Genomic DNA, 21,026 nt, shown 5'->3' with positions numbered 1-21,026 from the left:
GTCATATTTGTGAGCTACTCAATAAATCATTTGTACAAAAATTGTGAGCCAGAACAGCTATTTTCACCGGGCAGAAAAACAAAAAAACCGCCCCCGGCGACGTGCCGAAAGCGGTTAAATTTACAATATTTTTAACTTATGGTATTTGCTTCAGCGCCTGAGCGATAGCGGCGGCTTCCTGATTCCAGGCGGCTGCCAGCACCTTGACCATTTCGTCATACCCGTCCTGCTGCTGCGCGGTTTCGATGTGGAATGGGCGCTTAATCAACTGCCCCTGATGGTTCAGTAGCCACTCCCCACTTACGATAACTTTGCCATCATAACGGCCATGAAATCCCGTCACCGTCACGTTAAGCGTATCCTGCACGCTGCCCAGCGGCTGTGAGGCAACCACCCAGCCCGGAAGCTGGGCGCTCAGATTCGCCACCAGCGTATTGCGCAACTGCTGGTCCAGCGGGCTGGCCCAAAGATTGTTACTCGCAATCACGTACTGCACATCACTGGTTTGATACACCACGCCGTTGCCCGCCAGGTAGTCCGGCACCGAAACCTGTTCCACCCACAATAAGCGGTTTCCCTGGCTTGCCGTACTCTGTACGCCCCCTTGCGCGACGGGTAGCTGGTAGTAGCTCTTGTTTTCTCCGCTACTGCTACATGACGTTAACCAGAACGCCATCATCACCACTAGCCACTTTTTCATTGTTTCGCCCTCTTCGGCTCTGGATCTTTCTTGTCCTTCGCTTCAAATACCAGCGCGTTGCTCTTTTCGTTCAGCGTTTTCAATACCGGTTGCAGTTCACGGAGAACCTGATCAAGACGCTGCATATCCGCCACCATCTTGTTATACGCCGCGGAGCCTGGCTGGAAGCCCTGCATGCTGCGGTTCAGTTCGCGCAAGGTGTTCTGCATATCCGCCGGAAGCTGCTGCATCGACTGGCTGGAGGTAATCTTGTTCATATTATCCAGCGTGGTTTGCAGATGCTTCATCGTCCGCTGGCTTTCCGACAGCGTATTGGTCGCCTGTTGAATCATCGGGTTCAGCGGCAGGTTATTAATTTTATCCAGCGCTTCCATCAGACGCTGCTGGATTTGCGCCAGACCGCCGCTTACCGTCGGGATGATCTGATAACCGTTAAACTCATGAATGCCCGTAATTGGCGGCTCTTTCGGATAGAAGTCCAGATCAACATACAGCGCGCCAGTCACCAGGTTGCCCGTTTTCAGTGAACCGCGCAGGCCGCGTTTGAGCAGTTCGGCCAGATGCGCGCCGACATCCGTCTCTTCGCCCAATTGTGCTTTCAGGCGTTCCGGCTCAATGCGTACCAGCACCGGAATACGGTAGTCAGTGTTAAACACCTGACGCATATTCGGCGCAAAGAAAGGCACTTTGCTGACCGTCCCCAGACGAATTCCGCGAAACTCCAGCGGTGCGCCCGGTTGCAGGCCGCGAATCGAATCTTTGAAGAACATCAGATAGTCGATGTGGTCGGTATACAGCGAATCCTGAATGCTTCGCTGATCGTCATACAGGCTGAAAGCGGTTTTTTCCGCAACCGGCTGCCCCAGTTCAAGCCCTTCCGGCACGTCAAAGCTCACGCCACCGCCAAACAGCGTGCTTAGCGATCCCATTTCAACCCGCATACCGGCAGAAGTCAGATCCACCGCAATACCGCTGTCCTTCCAGAAACGGACGTTGCTGGTCACCAGGCGATCGTTTGGCGCATTAATGAAGAGTTGATAGCTGATGGAGCGTTTTTGCGGATCGAAGGTGCTGGTTTCAACCGAGCCAACGCGGTAACCACGGAAAAGCACCGGATCGCCCGGACTGAGCTGCCCGGCTTTTTTGCTGTCTAGAATAACGCGGATGCCTTTCGCATCTGGCGGCGCCAGAGGTGGGGAATCCAGCAACTGGTAATCCTCCAGCCTGTTACCTTTCGTCCCCGGCTGCAACTCAATATAAGCCCCGGACAGCAACGTGCCTAAGCCGCTGATCCCTTCACGCCCGACCTGCGGTTTCACCACCCAAAAGACCGAATCTTTGTGCAGCAGTTTTTCCATGCCGGAATGCAGTCTGGCTTTGATCTCTACATGCGTAAGATCGTCGGTCAGCGTCGCGCTTTCCACCACCCCCACATCCACGCTACGGCTCTTGATGGTGGTCTTACCGCCTTCAATACCTTCGGCATTCGTGGTGATCAAGGTGACTTCAGGCCCCTGATGGCTGTAGTGATAAAACAGCACCCATGCCCCAATCAGCGCAGTGACGATAGGGAATATCCACACGGGAGACCAGTTTTTTACCTTCTGCACTTTGGCTTCCCCATTTTTAGATTCCATACTGTCAGGACTCCTCATGGCCTGGTTCAGGTTCACGATCCCACGACAGACGCGGATCAAAGGTCATCGCAGAAAACATTGTCATAATGACGACTAAAGCAAACATCAATGCACCCATCGCTGGATAAATATTCATTAACCCCCCCATGCGCACCAGCGCAGAGAGTACGGCAATTACAAACACATCAATCATTGACCAACGTCCAACAAATTCCACCACCTCATAAATCAGGTGCATTCTTTCACTGTCGCGTTTGCCATGCCCTTTCGCATCCCAGCACAGCCAGGCAATCGCAATCATTTTTAGCGTTGGCACCATAATACTGGCAATAAAAATAACCGCCGCCACCGGATAAGACCCTTCACTCCAGAGCAAAACGACCCCGGCGAGGATCGTAGAAGGCATCTTTGATCCCAATAAATCGGTGATCATGATCGGCATGATATTCGCGGGCAGATAAAGCATGATCGACGTAAATAACAGGGCCAGCGTCCATTGCAGGCTGTTTTTGCGTCGCACATGACCCTTTGCATGACAGCGCGGACACACTAATTCATTCTCCGGGAGAATGGCCGTACAACAGGAGCAGGAACGCAGTCCCTGGCGAATGCCGGTAACGCCAGGTTTCAGCGGCTGCGCCAGCACAGGCATCGGCGTAATATCGTCCCATAACCAACGGCGATCGACGCACTGAAACGCGCGCAATTGCAGGATGCAGAAAAAACACCACGGAATAAAACTGCTTCCAACCCCGATATCCCCGTAAGCCATCAGCTTAACAAAACTGACCAGCACGCCTGCGAGGAAGATCTCCGCCATTCCCCAGGTTTTTAGCTGGAACAGCACGCGCGCCAGAACCTTTTTCACACGTAGCGGCAATTCGACGCGATTCACAAGCAATAATATCGTTACCAGACAAAAAGCCGGAACCAGCTGGACAAACAGCAAAAAGAAGGTGCCAAGGCTGGCGTAATTTTCCGAAAACATGACGCCGGGGATCTCAAGCAGCGTGACTTCGCTCCTCACACCCGCGACGTTCATATTCACGAAAGGGAAAAGATTGGAAAGCAGCAGCATAAACAACGCCACTAACGAATAGGCGGTAGGACGCTGCCTTGGCGCGTCCCACTCGGTCGTCAGCGTTGTGCCACATCTTGGACATGCCGCTTTCTGCCCATGCTCAAGGTGGGGCAACGCCACCAGCATGTCACATTGCGAGCATAAAATGTGCTTCGCAGCATGATGATGTTCGCACATATGCGCTCCTTTAATTATGCGCCATTCTTCAAGGCTTCAAGATACTCCCAGCGCTCAAAGGCTTGTTCAAGTTCCTGCTCTGCGTGACTCAAATCGGCCAGAACTTTTTGCGTATGATCATGCGGTTGGCTGAAAAAGGCGGCATCCGCCACCTGCGCCTGCAACGCTTCCAGTTTGGCCTCCAGCTCTTCCAGTAACTGGGGGAGCTGTTCCAGTTCGCGTTGCAGTTTATAGCTTAGTTTGTTACTGCCGCGCTTTACAATTTCTGCTTTCGGGGCAACCACTTCCTCAGTTTTCTTGACGACGGGTTGTTTAAACGCCAGATGCTGTTCCTGCTGACCACGCGCATCATGGTATCCGCCGACATAGCGACCAATCTTACCGCCGCCCTCGAAGATCCAGCACTCGGTCACGGTGTTATCCACAAACTGACGGTCATGGCTCACCAGCAGGACAGTTCCCTGATAGCCGTCAATCAACTCTTCCAGCAACTCCAGCGTTTCAACGTCCAGATCGTTGGTCGGTTCATCGAGAATCAGCAAATTGCTGGGTTTCAGGAACAAACGTGCCAGTAAGAGGCGGTTACGTTCTCCGCCAGACAGGGCGCGAACCGGCGTCATGGCGCGCTTAGGATGGAACAGGAAGTCCTGAAGATAGCCCAGCACATGACGCGGCTTACCGTTAACCAGCACCTCTTGCTTACCTTCAGCAAGGTTATCCATCACGGTTTTATCGGGATCCAGTTCCGCGCGATGCTGATCGAAATAAGCCACTTCCAGCTTCGTGCCGATATGAATACGTCCGCTGTCCGCCTGAAGCTGGCCCAGCATCAGTTTCAGCAACGTGGTTTTCCCGCAGCCGTTAGGGCCAATTAAAGCAATCTTGTCGGCACGCTGCACCTGCGCGGAGAAATCGTTTACCAGCTGCTTGCCGTCAACCTGATAGCTGACGTTTTCCATCTCGAAAACAATCTTGCCGGAGCGGGCCGCTTCTTCGACCTGCATCTTCGCCGTCCCCATCACTTCACGACGTTCGCTGCGCTCGCGGCGCATCGCTTTCAGGGCACGTACGCGACCTTCATTGCGGGTACGGCGCGCTTTAATACCCTGGCGGATCCAGACTTCTTCCTGCGCCAGTTTGCGATCAAACTCGGCATTCTGTAACTCTTCCACGCGCAGGGCTTCTTCTTTCTCCAGCAGATACTGATCGTAATCTCCCGGATAAGAAACCAGTTTGCCGCGATCGAGATCGACGATGCGGGTAGCCATATTGCGGATAAACGAACGGTCGTGGGAAATGAAAATAATCGTCCCGTTGAAAGATTTCAGGAACGTTTCCAGCCAGTCGATCGTTTCAATATCCAGGTGGTTGGTCGGCTCATCCAGCAGCAATACGCGAGGGTTGCTGACCAACGCCCTGCCCAGCGCCGCTTTACGCAGCCAGCCGCCGGAAAGCGAAGAGAGCGCCGCGTTAGGATCGAGCCCAAGCTGCGCCAGCACTTCATTAATACGGTTTTCCAGTTGCCACAGGTTGTGGTGGTCGAGCTGTTCCTGCACTCGCGCCATCTCATTGAGATTTTTATCGCTGGGGTCGGTCATCACCAGGCGGGAAATATCGTGGTAACGTTTCAGGTATTCAGCCTGCTCCTCGATCCCTTCCGCAACGAAATCATAAACGCTGCCTTCGACATTACGCGGCGGATCCTGTTGCAGACGCGCGACGATCAGATCCTGCTCATAAATGATGCGTCCGTCATCCAGTCCCTGTTCGCGGTTGAGGATCTTCATCAGCGTTGACTTCCCGGCGCCATTACGGCCCACCAGGCACACGCGTTCGTTATCCTCGATATGCAGCTCTGCGTTATCGAGAAGCGGCGCGTCGCTAAACGACAGCCATGCGCCATGCATACTGATTAATGACATTTACTTTTCCTTTCAGGCTGCGGTAATCAGCCAGCAGTTGTGGATCTGACGATTACGGGCAAAGTCCTGAGAAAGCGTTTTTTGCGTAATTTCTTGTGCTTTCAGTCCCAGCGCCGCCAGGCCGTCCAGATCCATACGGAATCCGCGTTTGTTGTTGGAGAACATGATCGTGCCGCCTTTGCGCAGCAGACGTTTCAGATCTTTCATTAACACCAGGTGATCGCGCTGCACATCAAACGACTCGTCCATCCGTTTTGAGTTGGAGAACGTCGGCGGATCGATAAAAATCAGATCGAACTGTTCATTCGCCTCACGCAGCCAGCCCAGGCAATCGGCCTGAATCAGGCGGTGCGCACGGCCGCTCAGCCCGTTCAGACGCAGGTTGCGTTCAGCCCACTCCAGATAGGTACGCGACATGTCCACCGTAGTGGTGCTGCGTGCGCCGCCCAGCCCCGCATGTACGCTGGCGCTGCCGGTATAGGAGAACAGGTTAAGGAAATCTTTGCCTTTGCTCATCTGACCCAGCATCCGGCGCGCAATACGGTGATCGAGGAACAGACCGGTATCAAGATAGTCGGTCAGGTTAACCCATAAACGCGCGTTATATTCGCTGACTTCAATGAACTCACCTTTCTCGTTCATCTTTTGATACTGGCTTTTGCCTTTCTGCCGCTCACGGGTTTTTAACACCAGTTTATTCGGCGCAATCTCCAGTACCAACAGCGTGGCGGCGATGATGTCGAACAGACGCTGACGCGCTTTCTGCGCATCAACCGTTTTCGGCGGCGCATATTCCTGAATCACCACCCACTCGCCGTAGCGATCGACCGCCACATTGTATTCCGGCAGATCGGCATCATACAGGCGATAGCATTCGATCCCTTCCTGGCGCGCCCATTTCTCCAGCTTCTTAATATTTTTGCGCAGGCGGTTGGCGTAATCTTCCGCCACCGTCGCAGGCTTGCTGTCTGGCGTTTTTTCCGCCAGATGATAGTTTTTCTGCACGCAGTCCAGCGGGCCGTTTTTGGCTTTGAATTGCTTATCCGCGCGCAGTTGCAGGCAGTTCAGCAGATCCGGCGAGGCGCTGAACAGCGACAGGCTCCAGCCGCCGAACTGATTTTTCATGGTGCGCCCCAGCAGGCTGTGCAGCGCAATCAGCGCCGGTTCGCTGTCCAGACGCTCACCATACGGCGGGTTGCTGATTACCGTACCGTACGGCCCTTTCGGCAGCGGATTGCTCAGTTGGGCGACATCTCTTACCTCGAAGGTAATCAACTCACCGATGCCTGCGCGACGGGCGTTGCTGCGCGCACGTTCAATCACGCGGGCATCGCTGTCAGAACCATAAAAATGCGAGCTATATTCCGCAAGCCCTTTACGGGCGCGGGTTTGCGCTTCTGCTTTGACTTCCTGCCAGATAGCCTCATCATGCTGCGCCCAGCCGCTAAAGCCCCAGTGACCACGATGCAGACCCGGCGCGCGATCGGTCGCCCACATTGCGGCCTCGATCAGCAGCGTACCGGAACCACACATCGGGTCGAGCAGCGGCGTTCCCGGCTGCCAGCCGGAACGCATCACGATGGCCGCCGCCAGCGTCTCTTTAATTGGCGCCAGACCGGTACGATCGCGATAGCCGCGCAGGTGCAGGCCATCGCCGCTCAGATCGAGGGCAATGCTGGCAGTGTCTTTGTTCAGCCAGACGTTAACGCGAATATCTGGAGATTCACGATCGACATTAGGACGCGGCAGGTTTTTACGCGTGAACGCATCAACAATCGCATCCTTTACTTTCATCGCACCATACTGGCTGTTGCGAATGGTGTCGTTCAGCCCACTAAAATGCACGGCAAAGGTGGCATCTGGATTAAAAATCTCTGTCCAGTTGATTGCCTGCACGCCGAGGTACAGGTCTAAATCGCTGTAGACCTTGCACTCTCCCATCGGCAGCATAATGCGCGAGGCCAGGCGGCTCCACATTAAACTCTGGTACACAAGCCGCGTGTCGCCCTGAAAATGGACACCACCCTGAACCACCTGGCAATCCGCAGCGCCCAGGTTTTCAAGTTCAGTTTTTAACAGCTCTTCCAGCCCGCGGGCCGTACTGGCAAACAGAGAATTCATATTGTCACTTTTACTCTAAGAAAATTGCTGCGCATTATACACAAAATCTTTCGCGTTGCCTCGCAGCGACAAGCGTGAAGGATGGGGCTTATATAGCTAATCTGGCGCTCATGTCATAAGATTGAAGGCTTATTTCCGTTCGAGGGCTGTACAGTGGTGACGTTAACCCGGCTTTTTATTCATCCGGTCAAATCGATGCGCGGCATCGGCCTGACGCATGCGCTGGCAGACATCAGTGGCCTGGCTTTCGATCGTATCTTTATGGTTACCGAACCTGATGGCACCTTTATTACCGCCCGCCAGTTTCCGCAAATGGTGCGCTTTACGCCTTCTCCGCTACACGACGGATTACATCTTAGCGCCCCGGATGGCAGCAGCGTGGTGGTGCGCTTTGCTGATTTCGCCGCGCAGGATGCGCCAACCGAAGTCTGGGGAAACCATTTTACTGCCCGTATCGCCCCGGACGCGATAAATCAGTGGTTAAGCGGATTCTTTTCCCGTGACGTGCAATTACGCTGGGTCGGCCCCCAACTTACGCGCAGAGTCAAACGCCGCGACGACGTGCCGTTGTCATTTGCTGATGGTTATCCCTTTCTGCTGGCCAACGAAGCCTCACTGCGCGACTTACAGCAACGTTGCCCGGCTGGCGTGAAAATAGAACAGTTTCGTCCCAATCTGGTCGTTTCCGGCGCGGCGCCCTGGGAAGAAGACACCTGGAAGGTCATTCGTATCGGCGACGTCGTCTTTGATGTCGCAAAACCGTGCAGCCGTTGTATTTTCACCACCGTCAGCCCTGAGAAAGGACAAAAGCACCCAACGGGTGAGCCGCTGGCAACCTTGCAAACCTTTCGCACGGCGCAGGACAACGGCGATGTTGATTTCGGGCAGAACCTGATTGCGCGTAACAGCGGCGTCATTCGCGTAGGCGATGAGGTTGACATTCTCGCAACCGCCCCCGCCAAACCTTATGGCGCCGCAAATTCTGATGATGCGGTGGCGCCGGAAAAACAGCCTGATACGGCAGTCACTATCGACTGGCAGGGGCAAACCTTTCGTGGGAATAACCAACAGGTGCTGCTTGAACAACTGGAGAATCAGGGTATCCGCATCCCTTATTCATGTCGGGCCGGAATCTGCGGCAGTTGCCGGATAACGCTGCTGGAAGGCGAAGTGAGTCCGCTGAAAAAATCAGCGATTAACGATGACGGAACGATTCTTAGCTGTAGCTGCGTGCCAAAAACCGCGCTCAGGCTGGGAAATTAAACCGCTTGTTCAAGGCTGAAGCTGGCGAGTCGCTGTTGCGGCTTCAGTCTGTCGTTCATGATCTTAATCGCATCGCCGAGCTGCATAGTGCGTCCAGCCACGACGACACCGGGCTGGGCCAGCAGGCACAGCGCCGCGTTTTCACCCGGCTCAACCACCAGTAAATTCACCTGTTCTTCGGTGTCGCTAAGCCACACGCAGGCGGCATCACCCACCGTTGGCGTCCAGATCTCGCCGTGTGCGACAAAATGCCAGCTTTTTGGCATCTGTGGTTTCAGATAACGGATCGCCACCAGCGCATTGAGCACCAGTTCCGCTTTTTGTTCTTTCGATAATTCGAGGTCGCGACATTTTTCTTCAAAAGAGAAATAGAGCGCGGCGTCATCGACACAAAAACCAGACGGCGAAAATGCATCCGGCGTGAGCATTTTGCGAGCAAAGCGCGAGCGAAATAACATGCCATTGGCTAAATCGAGCATCATTCGGTCATGCTCTTCATCATAATACCAGCGCCAGTTATCGTCAGGTTTAATTCGCATTGTACTCTCTCCCGTTTCCATCACCCTGTTGCAAAAATGTCCTTTTTCACCGCTTCGTTTATTACCTTAATAAGCAAAGCCTAAAATGTTTAAATAAGCAACAATGAAGGAATATAAAACAACCAGGGCCGGAAATAAAGCCCTGGTTGTCTGATAATGAGAGAAAAGAATCAAATATGGGTAACGATTTCTTTAATCAGTTGCGGGCCTTTAAAAATAAAGCCGGAATAAATTTGTACCAGCGTAGCGCCAGCAGCCATCTTCTCACGCGCCGCGATGACAGAATCTATCCCGCCGACGCCAATAATCGGTAACTGTCCTTTCAATTCCTGGGACAGTCGGCGAATAATTTCTGTACTTTTTAACTGTAATGGTCGACCGCTTAAACCACCCGTTTCATCGCAATTTTTCATTCCCTGAACCAGAGAACGATCGAGCGTCGTATTTGTCGCAATCACACCATCAATATTATGGCGAACTAAACTGTCGGCCACCTGGATCAATTCGTCCTCAGAAAGATCCGGGGCGATCTTTACCGCGATCGGAACATATTTATGGTGGATCGTCTGGAGATCATTTTGCTTATTTTTAATTGCCGTCAGCAAATCATCCAGCGCCTCGCCATATTGTAGCGTACGTAACCCTGGGGTATTTGGCGAAGAGATATTAATGGCGATATAACCGGCATATGCATAGATTTTTTCCATACAAATCAGATAGTCATCTTTGCCATTCTCTACCGGCGTATCTTTATTTTTGCCGATATTAATTCCGAGGATACCGTCGAAATGCGCTTTTTTGACATTCTCTACCAGGTTATCAACGCCCAAATTATTAAAGCCCATCCGGTTGATCAACCCTTCGGCATCAACCAGGCGGAAAAGGCGCGGCTTATCGTTACCTGGCTGAGGGCGCGGCGTCACGGTTCCGATCTCAATCGATCCGAATCCCATTGCGCCCAGAGCGTCGATGCACTCTCCGTCCTTATCCAGACCCGCAGCAAGGCCGAGCGGATTCTTAAATGTCAGCCCCATGCAGCTTACTGGCTTCGCAGGGACTTTCTGTCGGACAAGCGCTTCCAGCGGCGTGCCTGTTACACGGCGTAATTGCTGAAACGTAAATTCATGAGCGCGCTCTGGATCGAGCTGAAAAAGGGCTTTACGAACGAAGGGGTAGTACATGAACTCTCCTGGATTCCCGGTGTGCAGACCGGGGGCGTATTATGTGCGATATCCAGCGAAAAGGGAATTGACTTGCGGCAATAAATAGCAATCGTTTTCCTTGTTGTCCTCTTTTTATTCAATTTCCAACTTTTCTATCCCGCATAAATCATTTCGGTAAACAAAATCTCTCTGTCAGACTGCACAAATTGTTATCAATGTTAATGAAAATCGAATAATTAGTTATAAGGGGAGATTGAGATTATGCGCGTCATCACTCTGGCGGGAAGCCCACGCTTTCCCTCTCGTTCCAGTGCGTTACTGGAATATTCCCGGGAAAAACTGAACAGTCTGGACGTCGAAGTCAGCCACTGGAATTTGCATAACTTTGACCCCGAAGACTTGCTATATGCGCGTTTCGACAGCCCGGCGTTAAAAACATTTATTGAACAATTACAGGATGCAGACGGACTGATCGTCGCAACGCCGGTTTATAAAGCCGCCTATTCCGGGGCGTTAAAAACGTTGCTCGACCTGCTTCCTGAACGAGCGCTGGAAGGCAAAGCCGTATTACCGCTGGCAACCGGCGGTACTGTCGCCCATTTACTGGCCGTTGACTACGCGCTCAAGCCGGTGCTGAGCGCGCTGAAAGCACAAGAGATCCTGCACGGCGTGTTTGCCGACGATTCCCAGGTGATTGATTACCAGCATAAACCGCAGTTCACCCCTAATTTACAACATCGCCTTGACAGCGCGCTTGAAACATTCTGGCAAGCGTTGCACCGCCGCGATGTGCCGGTTCCCGTCATTCATTCACCACGAGGCGTTGCCCATGTTTAAATTTTTCAGACATCGTCCTCAATGGCTGGCGCTGGCCGGATTGCTCTCGCTTTCGGCCTGGTCACACGCGGCAGAGTCAGCGCCTGACGCACTGCGCATCGGCTATCAGAAAGGCAGCATCAGTATGGTGCTGGCGAAAAGCCACCAACTGCTGGAGAAGCGTTACCCGCAAACCAAAATCTCCTGGGTTGAGTTCCCGGCGGGCCCGCAAATGCTGGAGGCATTGAATGTCGGCAGTATCGATCTCGGCAGTACCGGCGATATTCCCCCTATTTTTGCGCAGGCTGCCGGGGCGGACCTGGTTTATGTTGGCGTTGAGCCTCCCAAACCAAAAGCCGAGGTCATTCTCGTCCCTGAAAACAGTCCGATTAAAACCGTCGCGGATCTGAAAGGACACAAAGTCGCCTTCCAGAAAGGTTCCAGTTCGCACAATCTGCTGTTGCGCGCACTGCAACAGGCCGGACTTAAATTTACCGATATCCAGGCCACATACCTGACGCCAGCAGACGCCCGCGCCGCGTTCCAGCAAGGGAATGTCGATGCGTGGGCAATCTGGGACCCTTACTATTCCGCTGCGCTGTTACAGGGTGGCGTTCGCGTTCTGAAAGACGGGACCGACCTGAAACAAACCGGTTCGTTCTATCTGGCGGCGCGCCCTTATGCCGAAAAGAACGGCAGCTTCATTCAGGGCGTTCTGGACACCTTCAGCCAGGCCGATGCGTTAACGATAAGCCAGCGTGAACAAAGTATCGCTCTGCTGGCGAAAACGATGGGATTGCCTGAACCGGTGATTGCCACCTATCTGGATCATCGCCCGCCAACCACCATTACGCCGGTGAGCGCCTCTGTCGCTACCTTGCAGCAGCAAACCGCCGATCTGTTTTACGACAACCGTCTGGTGCCGAAAAAAATTGATATTCGCCAGCGTATCTGGCAGCCCACTCAACAAGAAGGAGCAAAATTATGAGCCTGAATATGTTCTGGTTTTTACCTACTCACGGTGACGGGCATTATCTGGGAACCGAAGCAGGCTCGCGCCCGGTCGATCACGGTTACCTGCAACAAATCGCGCAAACGGCGGACCGCCTGGGCTTTACGGGCGTATTGATCCCAACCGGGCGTTCCTGCGAAGACGCCTGGCTGGTTGCCGCCTCAATGATTCCGGTCACACAGCGACTGAAATTCCTGGTCGCCCTGCGCCCAAGCGTCACGTCGCCAACGGTTGCCGCCCGTCAGGCCGCAACGCTGGACAGACTCTCCAATGGCCGCGCGCTGTTTAATCTGGTTACCGGTAGCGATCCGCAGGAGCTGGCCGGTGACGGCGTCTTCCTTGACCACACCGAACGCTATGAAGCCTCATCCGAGTTTACACAGGTATGGCGACGCCTGCTGCAAGGCGAGACGGTGGACTTCAACGGTAAACATATTCACGTTCGTGGCGCAAAACTGTTCTTCCCTGCCATTCAGCAACCGTATCCACCGCTCTATTTTGGCGGTTCATCGGATGTCGCGCAGGATCTCGCCGCTGAGCAGGTCGATCTCTATCTCACCTGGGGCGAACCGCCTGCGCAGGTAAAAGAGAAAATTGAACAGGTACGCGCCAAAGCAGCGGCTCGCGGGCGTAAAATCCGTTTCGGCATCCGCCTGCACGTTATTGTGCGTGAAACCAATGAAGAGGCCTGGCGTGCGGCCGATCGCCTGATTGCTCACCTGGATGACGATACGATCGCCAAAGCGCAAGCCGCATTCGCCAGAACGGATTCTGTCGGTCAGCACCGGATGGCCGCGCTGCATAACGGTAAGCGTGATCAACTGGAGATCAGCCCTAACTTGTGGGCTGGCGTCGGGCTGGTGCGCGGCGGCGCGGGAACCGCCCTGGTGGGTGATGGCCCGACCGTCGCCGCACGTATTAATGAGTACGCGGCGCTGGGTATCGACAGTTTTGTGCTCTCCGGTTATCCGCATCTGGAAGAGGCCTACAATGTGGGCGAACTGCTGTTCCCGCATCTGGACGTCGCCATCCCGGAAATTCCGCAGCCGCAGCCTCTGCATCAGCAAGGCGAAGCGGTTGCCAATGAATTTATCCCCCGTAAAGCCGCGCAGAGTTAAGGAGTACGCCAATGGCAACGCCCACAAACAAATGGTTATTGCGCGTTGCCCCCTGGTTTTTACCGGTGGGCATCGTGGCGGTCTGGCAAATAGCCTCTTCGATGGGCTGGTTGTCAACCCGCATACTCCCCTCTCCTGAAGGGGTGATCGCGGCATTCTGGACACTCTCCGCAAGCGGCGAACTCTGGCAGCATCTGGCCATTAGTTCGTGGCGCGCTTTCATCGGCTTTTCAATTGGCGGTTCTATCGGGCTGACGCTGGGGCTGATCAGCGGTTTGTCGCGGTGGGGAGAACGTCTGCTGGACACTTCAGTACAAATGCTGCGTAACGTGCCGCACCTGGCGCTGATCCCGCTGGTGATTTTATGGTTCGGGATTGATGAAAGCGCGAAGATTTTTCTCGTGGCGCTGGGAACGCTGTTTCCGATTTATATCAATACCTGGCATGGGATTCGTAATATCGATCGGGGTCTGGTGGAGATGGCTCGCAGCTATGGCTTATCCGGCTTCCCGCTGTTTGTGCATGTGATCCTCCCCGGCGCCCTGCCCTCTATTATGGTTGGCGTCCGTTTTGCGCTCGGGTTGATGTGGCTGACGCTGATTGTGGCGGAAACCATTTCGGCGAACGCCGGGATCGGCTATCTGGCGATGAACGCCAGGGAATTCCTGCAAACGGACATCGTCGTGGTCGCGATTATTTTGTATGCCCTGCTCGGTAAACTCGCCGACGTCAGCGCGCAGCTGTTAGAGCGCGTCTGGCTGCGCTGGAATCCTGCTTATTACACGAAAGAGGCAACCGTATGAATACCGCTCGTCTTAATCAGGGAACGCCGCTACTGCTCAACGCGGTAACCAAACAATATGCTGACAACACGGTGCTGAACCAGTTGGATCTGCATATTCCCGCCGGGCAATTTGTGGCGGTGGTTGGACGCAGCGGTGGCGGGAAAAGTACGCTGCTGCGTCTGCTGGCCGGTCTGGAATCCCCTACGGCTGGCGAATTGCTTGCCGGAACAACGCCGCTGGCCGAGATCCAGGACGACACGCGTATGATGTTCCAGGATGCGCGTCTGCTGCCGTGGAAGTCGGTGATCGATAATGTTGGATTGGGTCTGAAAAGCGGCTGGCGGGATGCGGCGCGTCAGGCGCTGGCGGCGGTCGGTCTCGAAAACCGGGCGACGGAGTGGCCTGCGGCGCTGTCCGGCGGGCAGAAACAACGTGTCGCGCTGGCCCGCGCGCTGATCCACCGGCCGGGATTACTGCTGCTGGATGAACCTCTCGGCGCGCTGGATGCCCTGACCCGGCTGGAAATGCAGGATTTGATCGTCTCGTTATGGCAAGAGCACGGTTTTACAGTGCTGCTGGTCACGCATGACGTCAGCGAGGCCGTGGCGATGGCCGATCGGGTTCTGTTGATCGAGGACGGGAAAATTGGTCTGGACTTGACGGTGGATATCGCGAGGCCGCGCCGTCTGGGGACGGTACGTTTAGCGGAACTGGAAGCGGAAGTGTTGGGTCGGGTGATGCAACGTGGTGAAAATGAGGCTCCGCTACGCAAGCACGGTTAAAAAATGCCGGATGGCGCTGTTGCTTATCCGGCCTACACGTAAATGGTAGGCCGGACGCATCCGGCAATATTATCAGGCTAACGCTTTGGTAATCTTCTCGAACAGATCGCCAGAGAGGTTTTCCAGCCCTTTCAGTTGCTCCAGCGCGGCGCGCATTTTTTCCTGGCGCTTCGCATCGTAACGTTTCAGACGAATCAGCGGTTCAATCAGGCGTGATGCCACCTGTGGGTTACGGCTGTTGAGGTCCGTCAGCATTTCGACCAGGAACTGATAGCCGCTGCCGTCTTCAGCATGAAACGCCGCCGGATTGCTCCCGGCAAATGCGCCAATCAACGAACGAATACGGTTCGGGTTGCTCATACTGAAAGAACGATGCTTCAGGAGGCCACGCACCGTTTCCAGCACGTTATCCGCCGGGCTGGTGGATTGCAGGATAAACCATTTATCCATGACCAGTCCGTCCTGATGCCACTTATCATCATACTCCTGCATCAACGCGTCACGGCACGGCAATTGCGCCGCGACCGCCGCCGACAGCGCCGCCAGCGCATCGGTCATATTATTGGCTTCATGGTACTGCTTGCTCACCAGCGTATCCGCCAGGTGGGTTTCACCAAAGGCCAGGAAGCGCAGGCAGGCATTGCGTAGCGTACGCTTGCCAATGTCGGCGTGTTCAACGCGGTACTCATCAAGATGATTCGCGTTATAGATTGCCAGGAATTCGTCTGCCAGTTCCGCCGCCAGCGTGCGGGTCAACGCTTCGCGGACTTCGGCAATCGCCAGCGGATCGATGATCTCGAACAGTTCCGCGATCTCATTCACCGAAGGCAACGTCAGAATTTCCGCCGCCAGCGCCGGATCGATTTTCTCATCCAGCAGAACCGCCCGGAAGGCATCCGCCACATGTACCGGCAGCGACAGCGGCTGCCCCTGCTGGTGGCGCGCAACGTTCAGCTTAATATACGTCGCCAACAGGCTTTGCGCCGCGTCCCAACGTGAGAAGTCATTGCGCGAATGACGCATCAGGAACGTCAGTTGTTGATCGCTCCATTTGTACTCCAGTTTCACCGGCGCGGAGAATTCGCACAGTAGTGCTGGCACCGGCTGGAAATACACATTGTCAAAGACAAAGGTTTGCTCCGCCTGGGTTACATTCAACACGGAATTGACCGGATGACCGCCCTTCTGCAACGGAATAACGTTGCCTTCGTTGTCGTACAGCTCAATCGCGAACGGAATATGCAGCGCTTGCTTTTCTGCCTGATCCGCCGTCGCAGGCGTACGCTGACTAATGGTCAACGTGTACTGTTCCGTTTCCGGGTTATAGTCGTCCCGTACGCTGACAACCGGCGTGCCGGACTGGCTGTACCAGCGGCGGAAGTGAGACAAATCGACATTCGACGCATCCTCCATCGCCTGCACAAAGTCATCACAGGTAGCGGCGCTGCCGTCATGACGCTCAAAATAAAGCTGCATCCCTTTCTGGAAATTCGTTTCGCCCAGCAGCGTGTGGATCATGCGAATCACTTCCGCGCCCTTCTCGTAGACGGTCAGGGTGTAGAAGTTGTTCATCTCAATGACCTTATCCGGGCGGATAGGATGCGCCATTGGGCTCGCGTCCTCAGCAAATTGCAGACCACGCATGGTGCGCACGTTGCTGATGCGGTTCACCGCGCGGGAGCCGAGATCGGAACTAAATTCCTGGTCGCGGAAAACGGTCAGGCCTTCTTTCAGACTCAACTGGAACCAGTCGCGACAGGTAACGCGGTTACCCGTCCAGTTGTGGAAATATTCGTGACCAATAACACGCTCAATGTCGAGATAATCTTTGTCGGTCGCCGTATCGGTGCGAGCCAGCACATATTTGGAGTTAAAGACGTTCAAACCTTTATTCTCCATCGCGCCCATATTGAAGAAGTCCACCGCCACGATCATGTAGATGTCGAGGTCATACTCCAGGCCGAAACGCTCTTCATCCCATTTCATGGAATTTTTCAGCGAAGTCATCGCCCACGGCGCACGGTCCAGATTGCCGCGATCAACGTACAGTTCCAGCGCCACCTCCCGGCCAGAACGCGTGATGAAGGTATCGCGCAGTACATCGAAATCGCCCGCCACCAGCGCAAACAGGTAGCAGGGTTTCGGGAACGGGTCCTGCCACTGCACCCAGTGACGGCCATTATCCAGTTCACCCTGCGCAATACGGTTGCCGTTGGAAAGCAGGAACGGATATCTGGATTTATCGGCGATGATTTTGGTGGTAAACCGCGCCAGCACATCCGGGCGGTCAAGATACCAGGTTATGTGGCGGAAACCTTCCGCTTCACACTGCGTACACAGCGCGTCGCCTGACTGGTACAGGCCTTCCAGCGCCGTGTTCGCCGCCGGGCTGATCTCATTCACAATGCGCAGAGTAAAGCGCTCGGGCAGGCTGCCGATCACCAGCTCGCCCTCTTCTTCTTTGTAGTCAGTCCACGGCGCATCGTTTACATGGAGGGATACCAGTCGCAGATCTTCACCGCTCAGGCGAAGGGGCGCATCAGATGCGCCATGACGGACAGCCTGACTCAGTGCTGTAACGACGGTTTTCTCAGCATCCAGGTCAAAGGTCAAATCAATGTCAGTAATCTGGTAATCCGGGGCACGGTAGTCGTGACGGTATTTGGCTTGTGGCTGTTGTGTCATAAAAAACCTTTAGCATCTTTTGTAGAGTCCCGACTCCAGTCTATTCCTGTTGTCGAAATCGCGCTATGCAGAATGTTCATCTTTTCAGACACAAACACTCTTTTTGCTACATTTTTATAACATAAAGGCGTCACGTTTAAAATCACGGAGGCCGTTCAGGCGCCCACCAGCCAAATGAAAACGTCACATCGCCAGTACAATGAGAACCACAGGCTTAAATCTCAAAACTTGATTTATGACCAAGCCTCATTTCAAAGGCATTTCTTAGCGTAGTCGTTACCTTTTCAAAATCGTGTAACTTTTCAGTGTCATTAAAACAGGCCTGCGCGGTGCCATTTGACAGCGTCTTGATGGCCTCGTTTATGTTACTGGACGACAAATTGAAATATACTCCACGCCCTTCCGGGTTCTTAGGATTAAAGTTACCGTGGGCCAGTTGCCAGTACCTGAATAAATACTGCGTTAAACATAATGGCTCTCTGAACCTTTTACTTGATGATTTTTTCAACAACTCCTCTTCGGCCTGCCATATCTCAGTGAATGTACTTTTCAGGAATGGCTGGGGAAGATGCTTACCGTAGAAGCCTTCAAAATAACTTGCACGGCGGTTCATAAAATTTTTCAACAGACCTTTTTTATAACGTAAGCTATAGTATTTACGTCGGTTTTCTTTGATTATTGTTTTTTTATTAATATGCGTATTTAAAACACTGACATTAAGAAATTCTGACGACCTCATTATGATCTCGTCTTTATTTTTAGGTGATTGTTTTTTTATGATGAGGAAGTCATTAGGATAGCCATTATCAAAATAAAAATCTTCCCGCAAAGGAGAGGTAATGAACGTATCGTCATTAAATAAAACAAATTTATTACTGAGATCTTTTATCCGATGAAGATTTAGCTCTATCGTATTAGAGTTGAACGTTGGTAAATATTCAGACGGAATAAACTCATCATGAAAGACAATATTTAATTTTTCATGTTCTACATTGATCCATGACGGAATTTGTCCACAGGTAACCAAATGTACTTTTCTTACCCATGGCGCATATTTTTCGACACATCTGAACCAATATTTAAAGATACCCATATCCCTGAACCGCGCAGGGTGGACGGCTCTCTCACCGTGGCTACCTTTTCCTTTGAACTCAGTAAACTTTTCTTGCCAGGCTACATCGGTTGAATCAACCCATAAAACAACAAAATCAATATCACTCATCGTTTTTATCTCAAATAATCATTGCGCTCATAAAATATAACAAGTCCGAAAGGCTATTTTTAACCCCATCAAGGCAAAGGCAAACAAGATGAGCACGGTTAAATTGCCTGACGATGAACCCGCCGGAGCGGTGAGTCGCGCATAAATAATCAGGTAATAAAAGCATCAGCCGGGCACGTTTTCATACCCTTTAAGCCTTTGAGAATAAAGATTCAATATTGATAAGCCCAGGTAATAGAGGGTTTTCCTGGGTTCGAACAGGCTCTGCGATACTTTATCGCGAAAATGATACATGACGGATTCAGATGAAATCAAGGACAGAAGTCATAGAATCGCCCTGTTATCCGGTAATGCAGAATGATTTTTGAAGAAAAAATAAACGATGAGATGATTCTTACACGTCGATATTTCACGATCTGATCAATTTGATTATTGGGGGCGGGATGAACATTGTCTCCACCAGCCCCTCGGGGCGCGGCATCGGGGGCTAACAGTGATTAAATTCAAAGAGTTAATAGCATACATTCTACATTTTTATAACACGCGGCACGAAATGCACTCGACCGCAAAGACAGCTTATGTTGTGATCGGGGTTCAATAAATCGCTAAACAAGGTATACTCCAGCGGTTTTCTTAGTTGTTTATTGTACTAAACGCTCCCGTGAGAGGATGCTACTGCGCACCTATGACACAATTCGCTTCTCCTGTTCTGCACTCGTTGCTGGATACAGACGCTTATAAGTTGCATATGCAGCAAGCCGTTTTTCACCACTACTATGATGTGCATGTAGCGGCTGAATTTCGTTGCCGTGGTGACGACCTGCTCGGTATTTACGCCGACGCTATTCGCGAGCAGGTGAATGCAATGCAACACCTGCAACTTCAGGAGGACGAGTTCCAGTGGCTCTCCGGCCTGCCCTTCTTTAAAGCTGATTATCTCAACTGGTTACGTGACTTCCGCTATAACCCGGAACAGGTCTGCGTGACCAACGATAACGGGAAGCTAAACATCCGCTTAACCGGTCCGTGGCGCGAAGTCATCATGTGGGAAGTCCCGCTGTTGGCGGTGATCAGCGAACTGGTGCACCGTTACCGCTCGCCGGAAATGGGTGTGGCGCAGGCGCTTGATGCGCTGGAGAGTAAACTCGTCGATTTCTCTGCATTAACCGCCGATCTCGATATGTCCCGCTTCCATCTGATGGATTTCGGCACCCGTCGCCGTTTCTCTCGCGAAGTGCAGCAGGCCATCGTCAAACGCCTTCAGCAAGAACCGTGGTTTGTCGGCACCAGTAACTACGATCTCGCCCGTCGGCTATCGCTTACGCCTATGGGCACTCAGGCGCATGAATGGTTCCAGGCGCATCAGCAAATCAGCCCGGATCTGGCAACCAGTCAGCGCGCAGCTCTCGCCGCCTGGCTGAATGAATACCCTAACCAGCTCGGTATCGCGCTGACGGACTGCATCACGATGGATGCTTTCTTACGCGACTTCGGCACCGAATTTGCCACGCGTTATCAGGGTTTACGCCACGATTCTGGCGATCCGGTTGAATGGGGTGAAAAAGCCATCGCCCATTACCAGAAGCTGGGCATTGACCCGCTGAGTAAGACGCTAGTCTTCTCAGATAACCTCGATCTGAAGAAAGCAGTCGATCTCTATCGTCACTTCTCTTCACGCGTGCAGTTGAGCTTTGGTATTGGCACCCGTCTGACCTGCGATATCCCGCAGGTGAAGCCGCTCAATATTGTCATCAAGCTGGTGGAATGTAACGGCAAACCGGTCGCCAAATTGTCAGACAGCCCGGGGAAAACAATCTGTCATGACAAAGCTTTTGTGCGTGCATTACGTAAAGCTTTTGACCTTCCTCATATAAAGAAAGCCAGTTAATCATTGTTGGCCGGATAACGCGCTTGCGCCGCTATCCGGTCGACAGAAAGCGCGTCTTATCGCGACTTTGCTTCCCTTTTCATGTTTATTTCCGAAATCTTTCGCTCCAGCTGCG

Annotated in this window: 16 protein-coding genes; 7 read left to right on the top strand and 9 right to left on the bottom strand. The window is 53.0% G+C overall.

The features are described 5' to 3' along the window. Nucleotides 1-136 precede the first annotated feature (136 nt). The 5 genes from pqiC to rlmKL are packed head-to-tail and all read right to left on the bottom strand — an operon-like array spanning nt 137 to nt 7,638. Nucleotides 137-700 carry a membrane integrity-associated transporter subunit PqiC gene (pqiC, locus tag OGV67_RS11795; protein ID WP_012132972.1) on the bottom strand — a complete coding sequence of 188 codons (564 nt, stop codon included), beginning with the start codon at nt 698-700 and terminating at the stop codon, nt 137-139. Next, on the bottom strand, nt 697-2,337 hold the full coding sequence (gene pqiB / locus OGV67_RS11790; protein WP_047457720.1) for an intermembrane transport protein PqiB: 1,641 nt from the start codon (nt 2,335-2,337) through the stop codon (nt 697-699). Before pqiB ends, pqiC begins: the two co-directional genes overlap by 4 nt. Before the next feature lie 4 nt (nt 2,338-2,341). After that, nucleotides 2,342-3,595 carry a membrane integrity-associated transporter subunit PqiA gene (pqiA, locus tag OGV67_RS11785; RefSeq protein WP_024130471.1) on the bottom strand — a complete coding sequence of 418 codons (1,254 nt, stop codon included), beginning with the start codon at nt 3,593-3,595 and terminating at the stop codon, nt 2,342-2,344. Between the two features lie 14 nt (nt 3,596-3,609). Next, entirely contained in the window at nt 3,610-5,517 is a 1,908-nt protein-coding gene (locus OGV67_RS11780; protein ID WP_115614882.1) for an ABC transporter ATP-binding protein, read from the bottom strand. A 12-nt stretch (nt 5,518-5,529) separates the two neighbouring features. Beyond that, on the bottom strand, nt 5,530-7,638 hold the full coding sequence (gene rlmKL / locus OGV67_RS11775; RefSeq protein ID WP_047457726.1) for a bifunctional 23S rRNA (guanine(2069)-N(7))-methyltransferase RlmK/23S rRNA (guanine(2445)-N(2))-methyltransferase RlmL: 2,109 nt from the start codon (nt 7,636-7,638) through the stop codon (nt 5,530-5,532). A gap of 153 nt (nt 7,639-7,791) precedes the next feature. Here rlmKL and OGV67_RS11770 point away from each other — a divergent pair, with 153 nt between their 5' ends. Then, a complete protein-coding gene (locus OGV67_RS11770) occupies nt 7,792-8,901 on the top strand; it encodes a YcbX family protein (RefSeq protein ID WP_115614884.1) in 1,110 nt (369 codons plus the stop codon). On the opposite strand, the gene zapC is transcribed toward OGV67_RS11770, so the two are convergent. Both zapC and pyrD read right to left on the bottom strand, forming a co-directional pair. Continuing rightward, nucleotides 8,898-9,440 carry a cell division protein ZapC gene (gene zapC, locus OGV67_RS11765; protein ID WP_024130474.1) on the bottom strand — a complete coding sequence of 181 codons (543 nt, stop codon included), beginning with the start codon at nt 9,438-9,440 and terminating at the stop codon, nt 8,898-8,900. The genes OGV67_RS11770 and zapC overlap by 4 nt on opposite strands. A gap of 170 nt (nt 9,441-9,610) precedes the next feature. After that, nucleotides 9,611-10,621 carry a quinone-dependent dihydroorotate dehydrogenase gene (gene pyrD, locus OGV67_RS11760; RefSeq protein ID WP_049009865.1) on the bottom strand — a complete coding sequence of 337 codons (1,011 nt, stop codon included), beginning with the start codon at nt 10,619-10,621 and terminating at the stop codon, nt 9,611-9,613. A gap of 243 nt (nt 10,622-10,864) precedes the next feature. On the opposite strand from pyrD, the gene ssuE reads away from it, so the two are divergent. Genes ssuE through ssuB form a run of 5 tightly spaced genes read left to right on the top strand, consistent with a single transcriptional unit; the run spans nt 10,865 to nt 15,116 of the window. Continuing rightward, nucleotides 10,865-11,440, top strand: a complete 576-nt coding sequence (ssuE, locus tag OGV67_RS11755; RefSeq protein WP_012132980.1) for an NADPH-dependent FMN reductase — start codon at nt 10,865-10,867, stop codon at nt 11,438-11,440. Continuing rightward, nucleotides 11,433-12,407: a sulfonate ABC transporter substrate-binding protein gene (locus tag OGV67_RS11750; protein WP_115614885.1), complete on the top strand. Its 975-nt coding sequence runs from the start codon at nt 11,433-11,435 to the stop codon at nt 12,405-12,407. The genes ssuE and OGV67_RS11750 overlap by 8 nt, the downstream gene beginning before the upstream one ends. Further along, nucleotides 12,404-13,549 (top strand): FMNH2-dependent alkanesulfonate monooxygenase, encoded by a 1,146-nt coding sequence (gene ssuD, locus OGV67_RS11745; RefSeq protein ID WP_012132982.1) that lies wholly within the window; start codon nt 12,404-12,406, stop codon nt 13,547-13,549. Before OGV67_RS11750 ends, ssuD begins: the two co-directional genes overlap by 4 nt. 11 nt (nt 13,550-13,560) lie before the next feature. Beyond that, nucleotides 13,561-14,352, top strand: a complete 792-nt coding sequence (gene ssuC, locus OGV67_RS11740) for an aliphatic sulfonate ABC transporter permease SsuC (RefSeq protein WP_012132983.1) — start codon at nt 13,561-13,563, stop codon at nt 14,350-14,352. Then, on the top strand, nt 14,349-15,116 hold the full coding sequence (ssuB, locus tag OGV67_RS11735) for an aliphatic sulfonates ABC transporter ATP-binding protein (protein ID WP_115614886.1): 768 nt from the start codon (nt 14,349-14,351) through the stop codon (nt 15,114-15,116). Before ssuC ends, ssuB begins: the two co-directional genes overlap by 4 nt. A gap of 72 nt (nt 15,117-15,188) precedes the next feature. On the opposite strand, the gene pepN is transcribed toward ssuB, so the two are convergent. Both pepN and OGV67_RS11725 read right to left on the bottom strand, forming a co-directional pair. Then, entirely contained in the window at nt 15,189-17,801 is a 2,613-nt protein-coding gene (gene pepN / locus OGV67_RS11730) for an aminopeptidase N (RefSeq protein WP_058668969.1), read from the bottom strand. Nucleotides 17,802-18,015: 214 nt separating this feature from the next. Then, entirely contained in the window at nt 18,016-19,023 is a 1,008-nt protein-coding gene (locus tag OGV67_RS11725; RefSeq protein WP_012132987.1) for a stealth family protein, read from the bottom strand. 685 nt (nt 19,024-19,708) lie between these two features. Here OGV67_RS11725 and pncB point away from each other — a divergent pair. After that, entirely contained in the window at nt 19,709-20,911 is a 1,203-nt protein-coding gene (gene pncB / locus OGV67_RS11720; protein ID WP_071258278.1) for a nicotinate phosphoribosyltransferase, read from the top strand. Nucleotides 20,912-21,026 lie beyond the last annotated feature (115 nt).

Source organism: Citrobacter sp. CK188 (genome assembly GCF_030333525.1).
GTDB classification, from domain to species: domain Bacteria; phylum Pseudomonadota; class Gammaproteobacteria; order Enterobacterales; family Enterobacteriaceae; genus Citrobacter_B; species Citrobacter_B koseri.
This window is presented reverse-complemented; position numbering and strand designations above follow the sequence as displayed.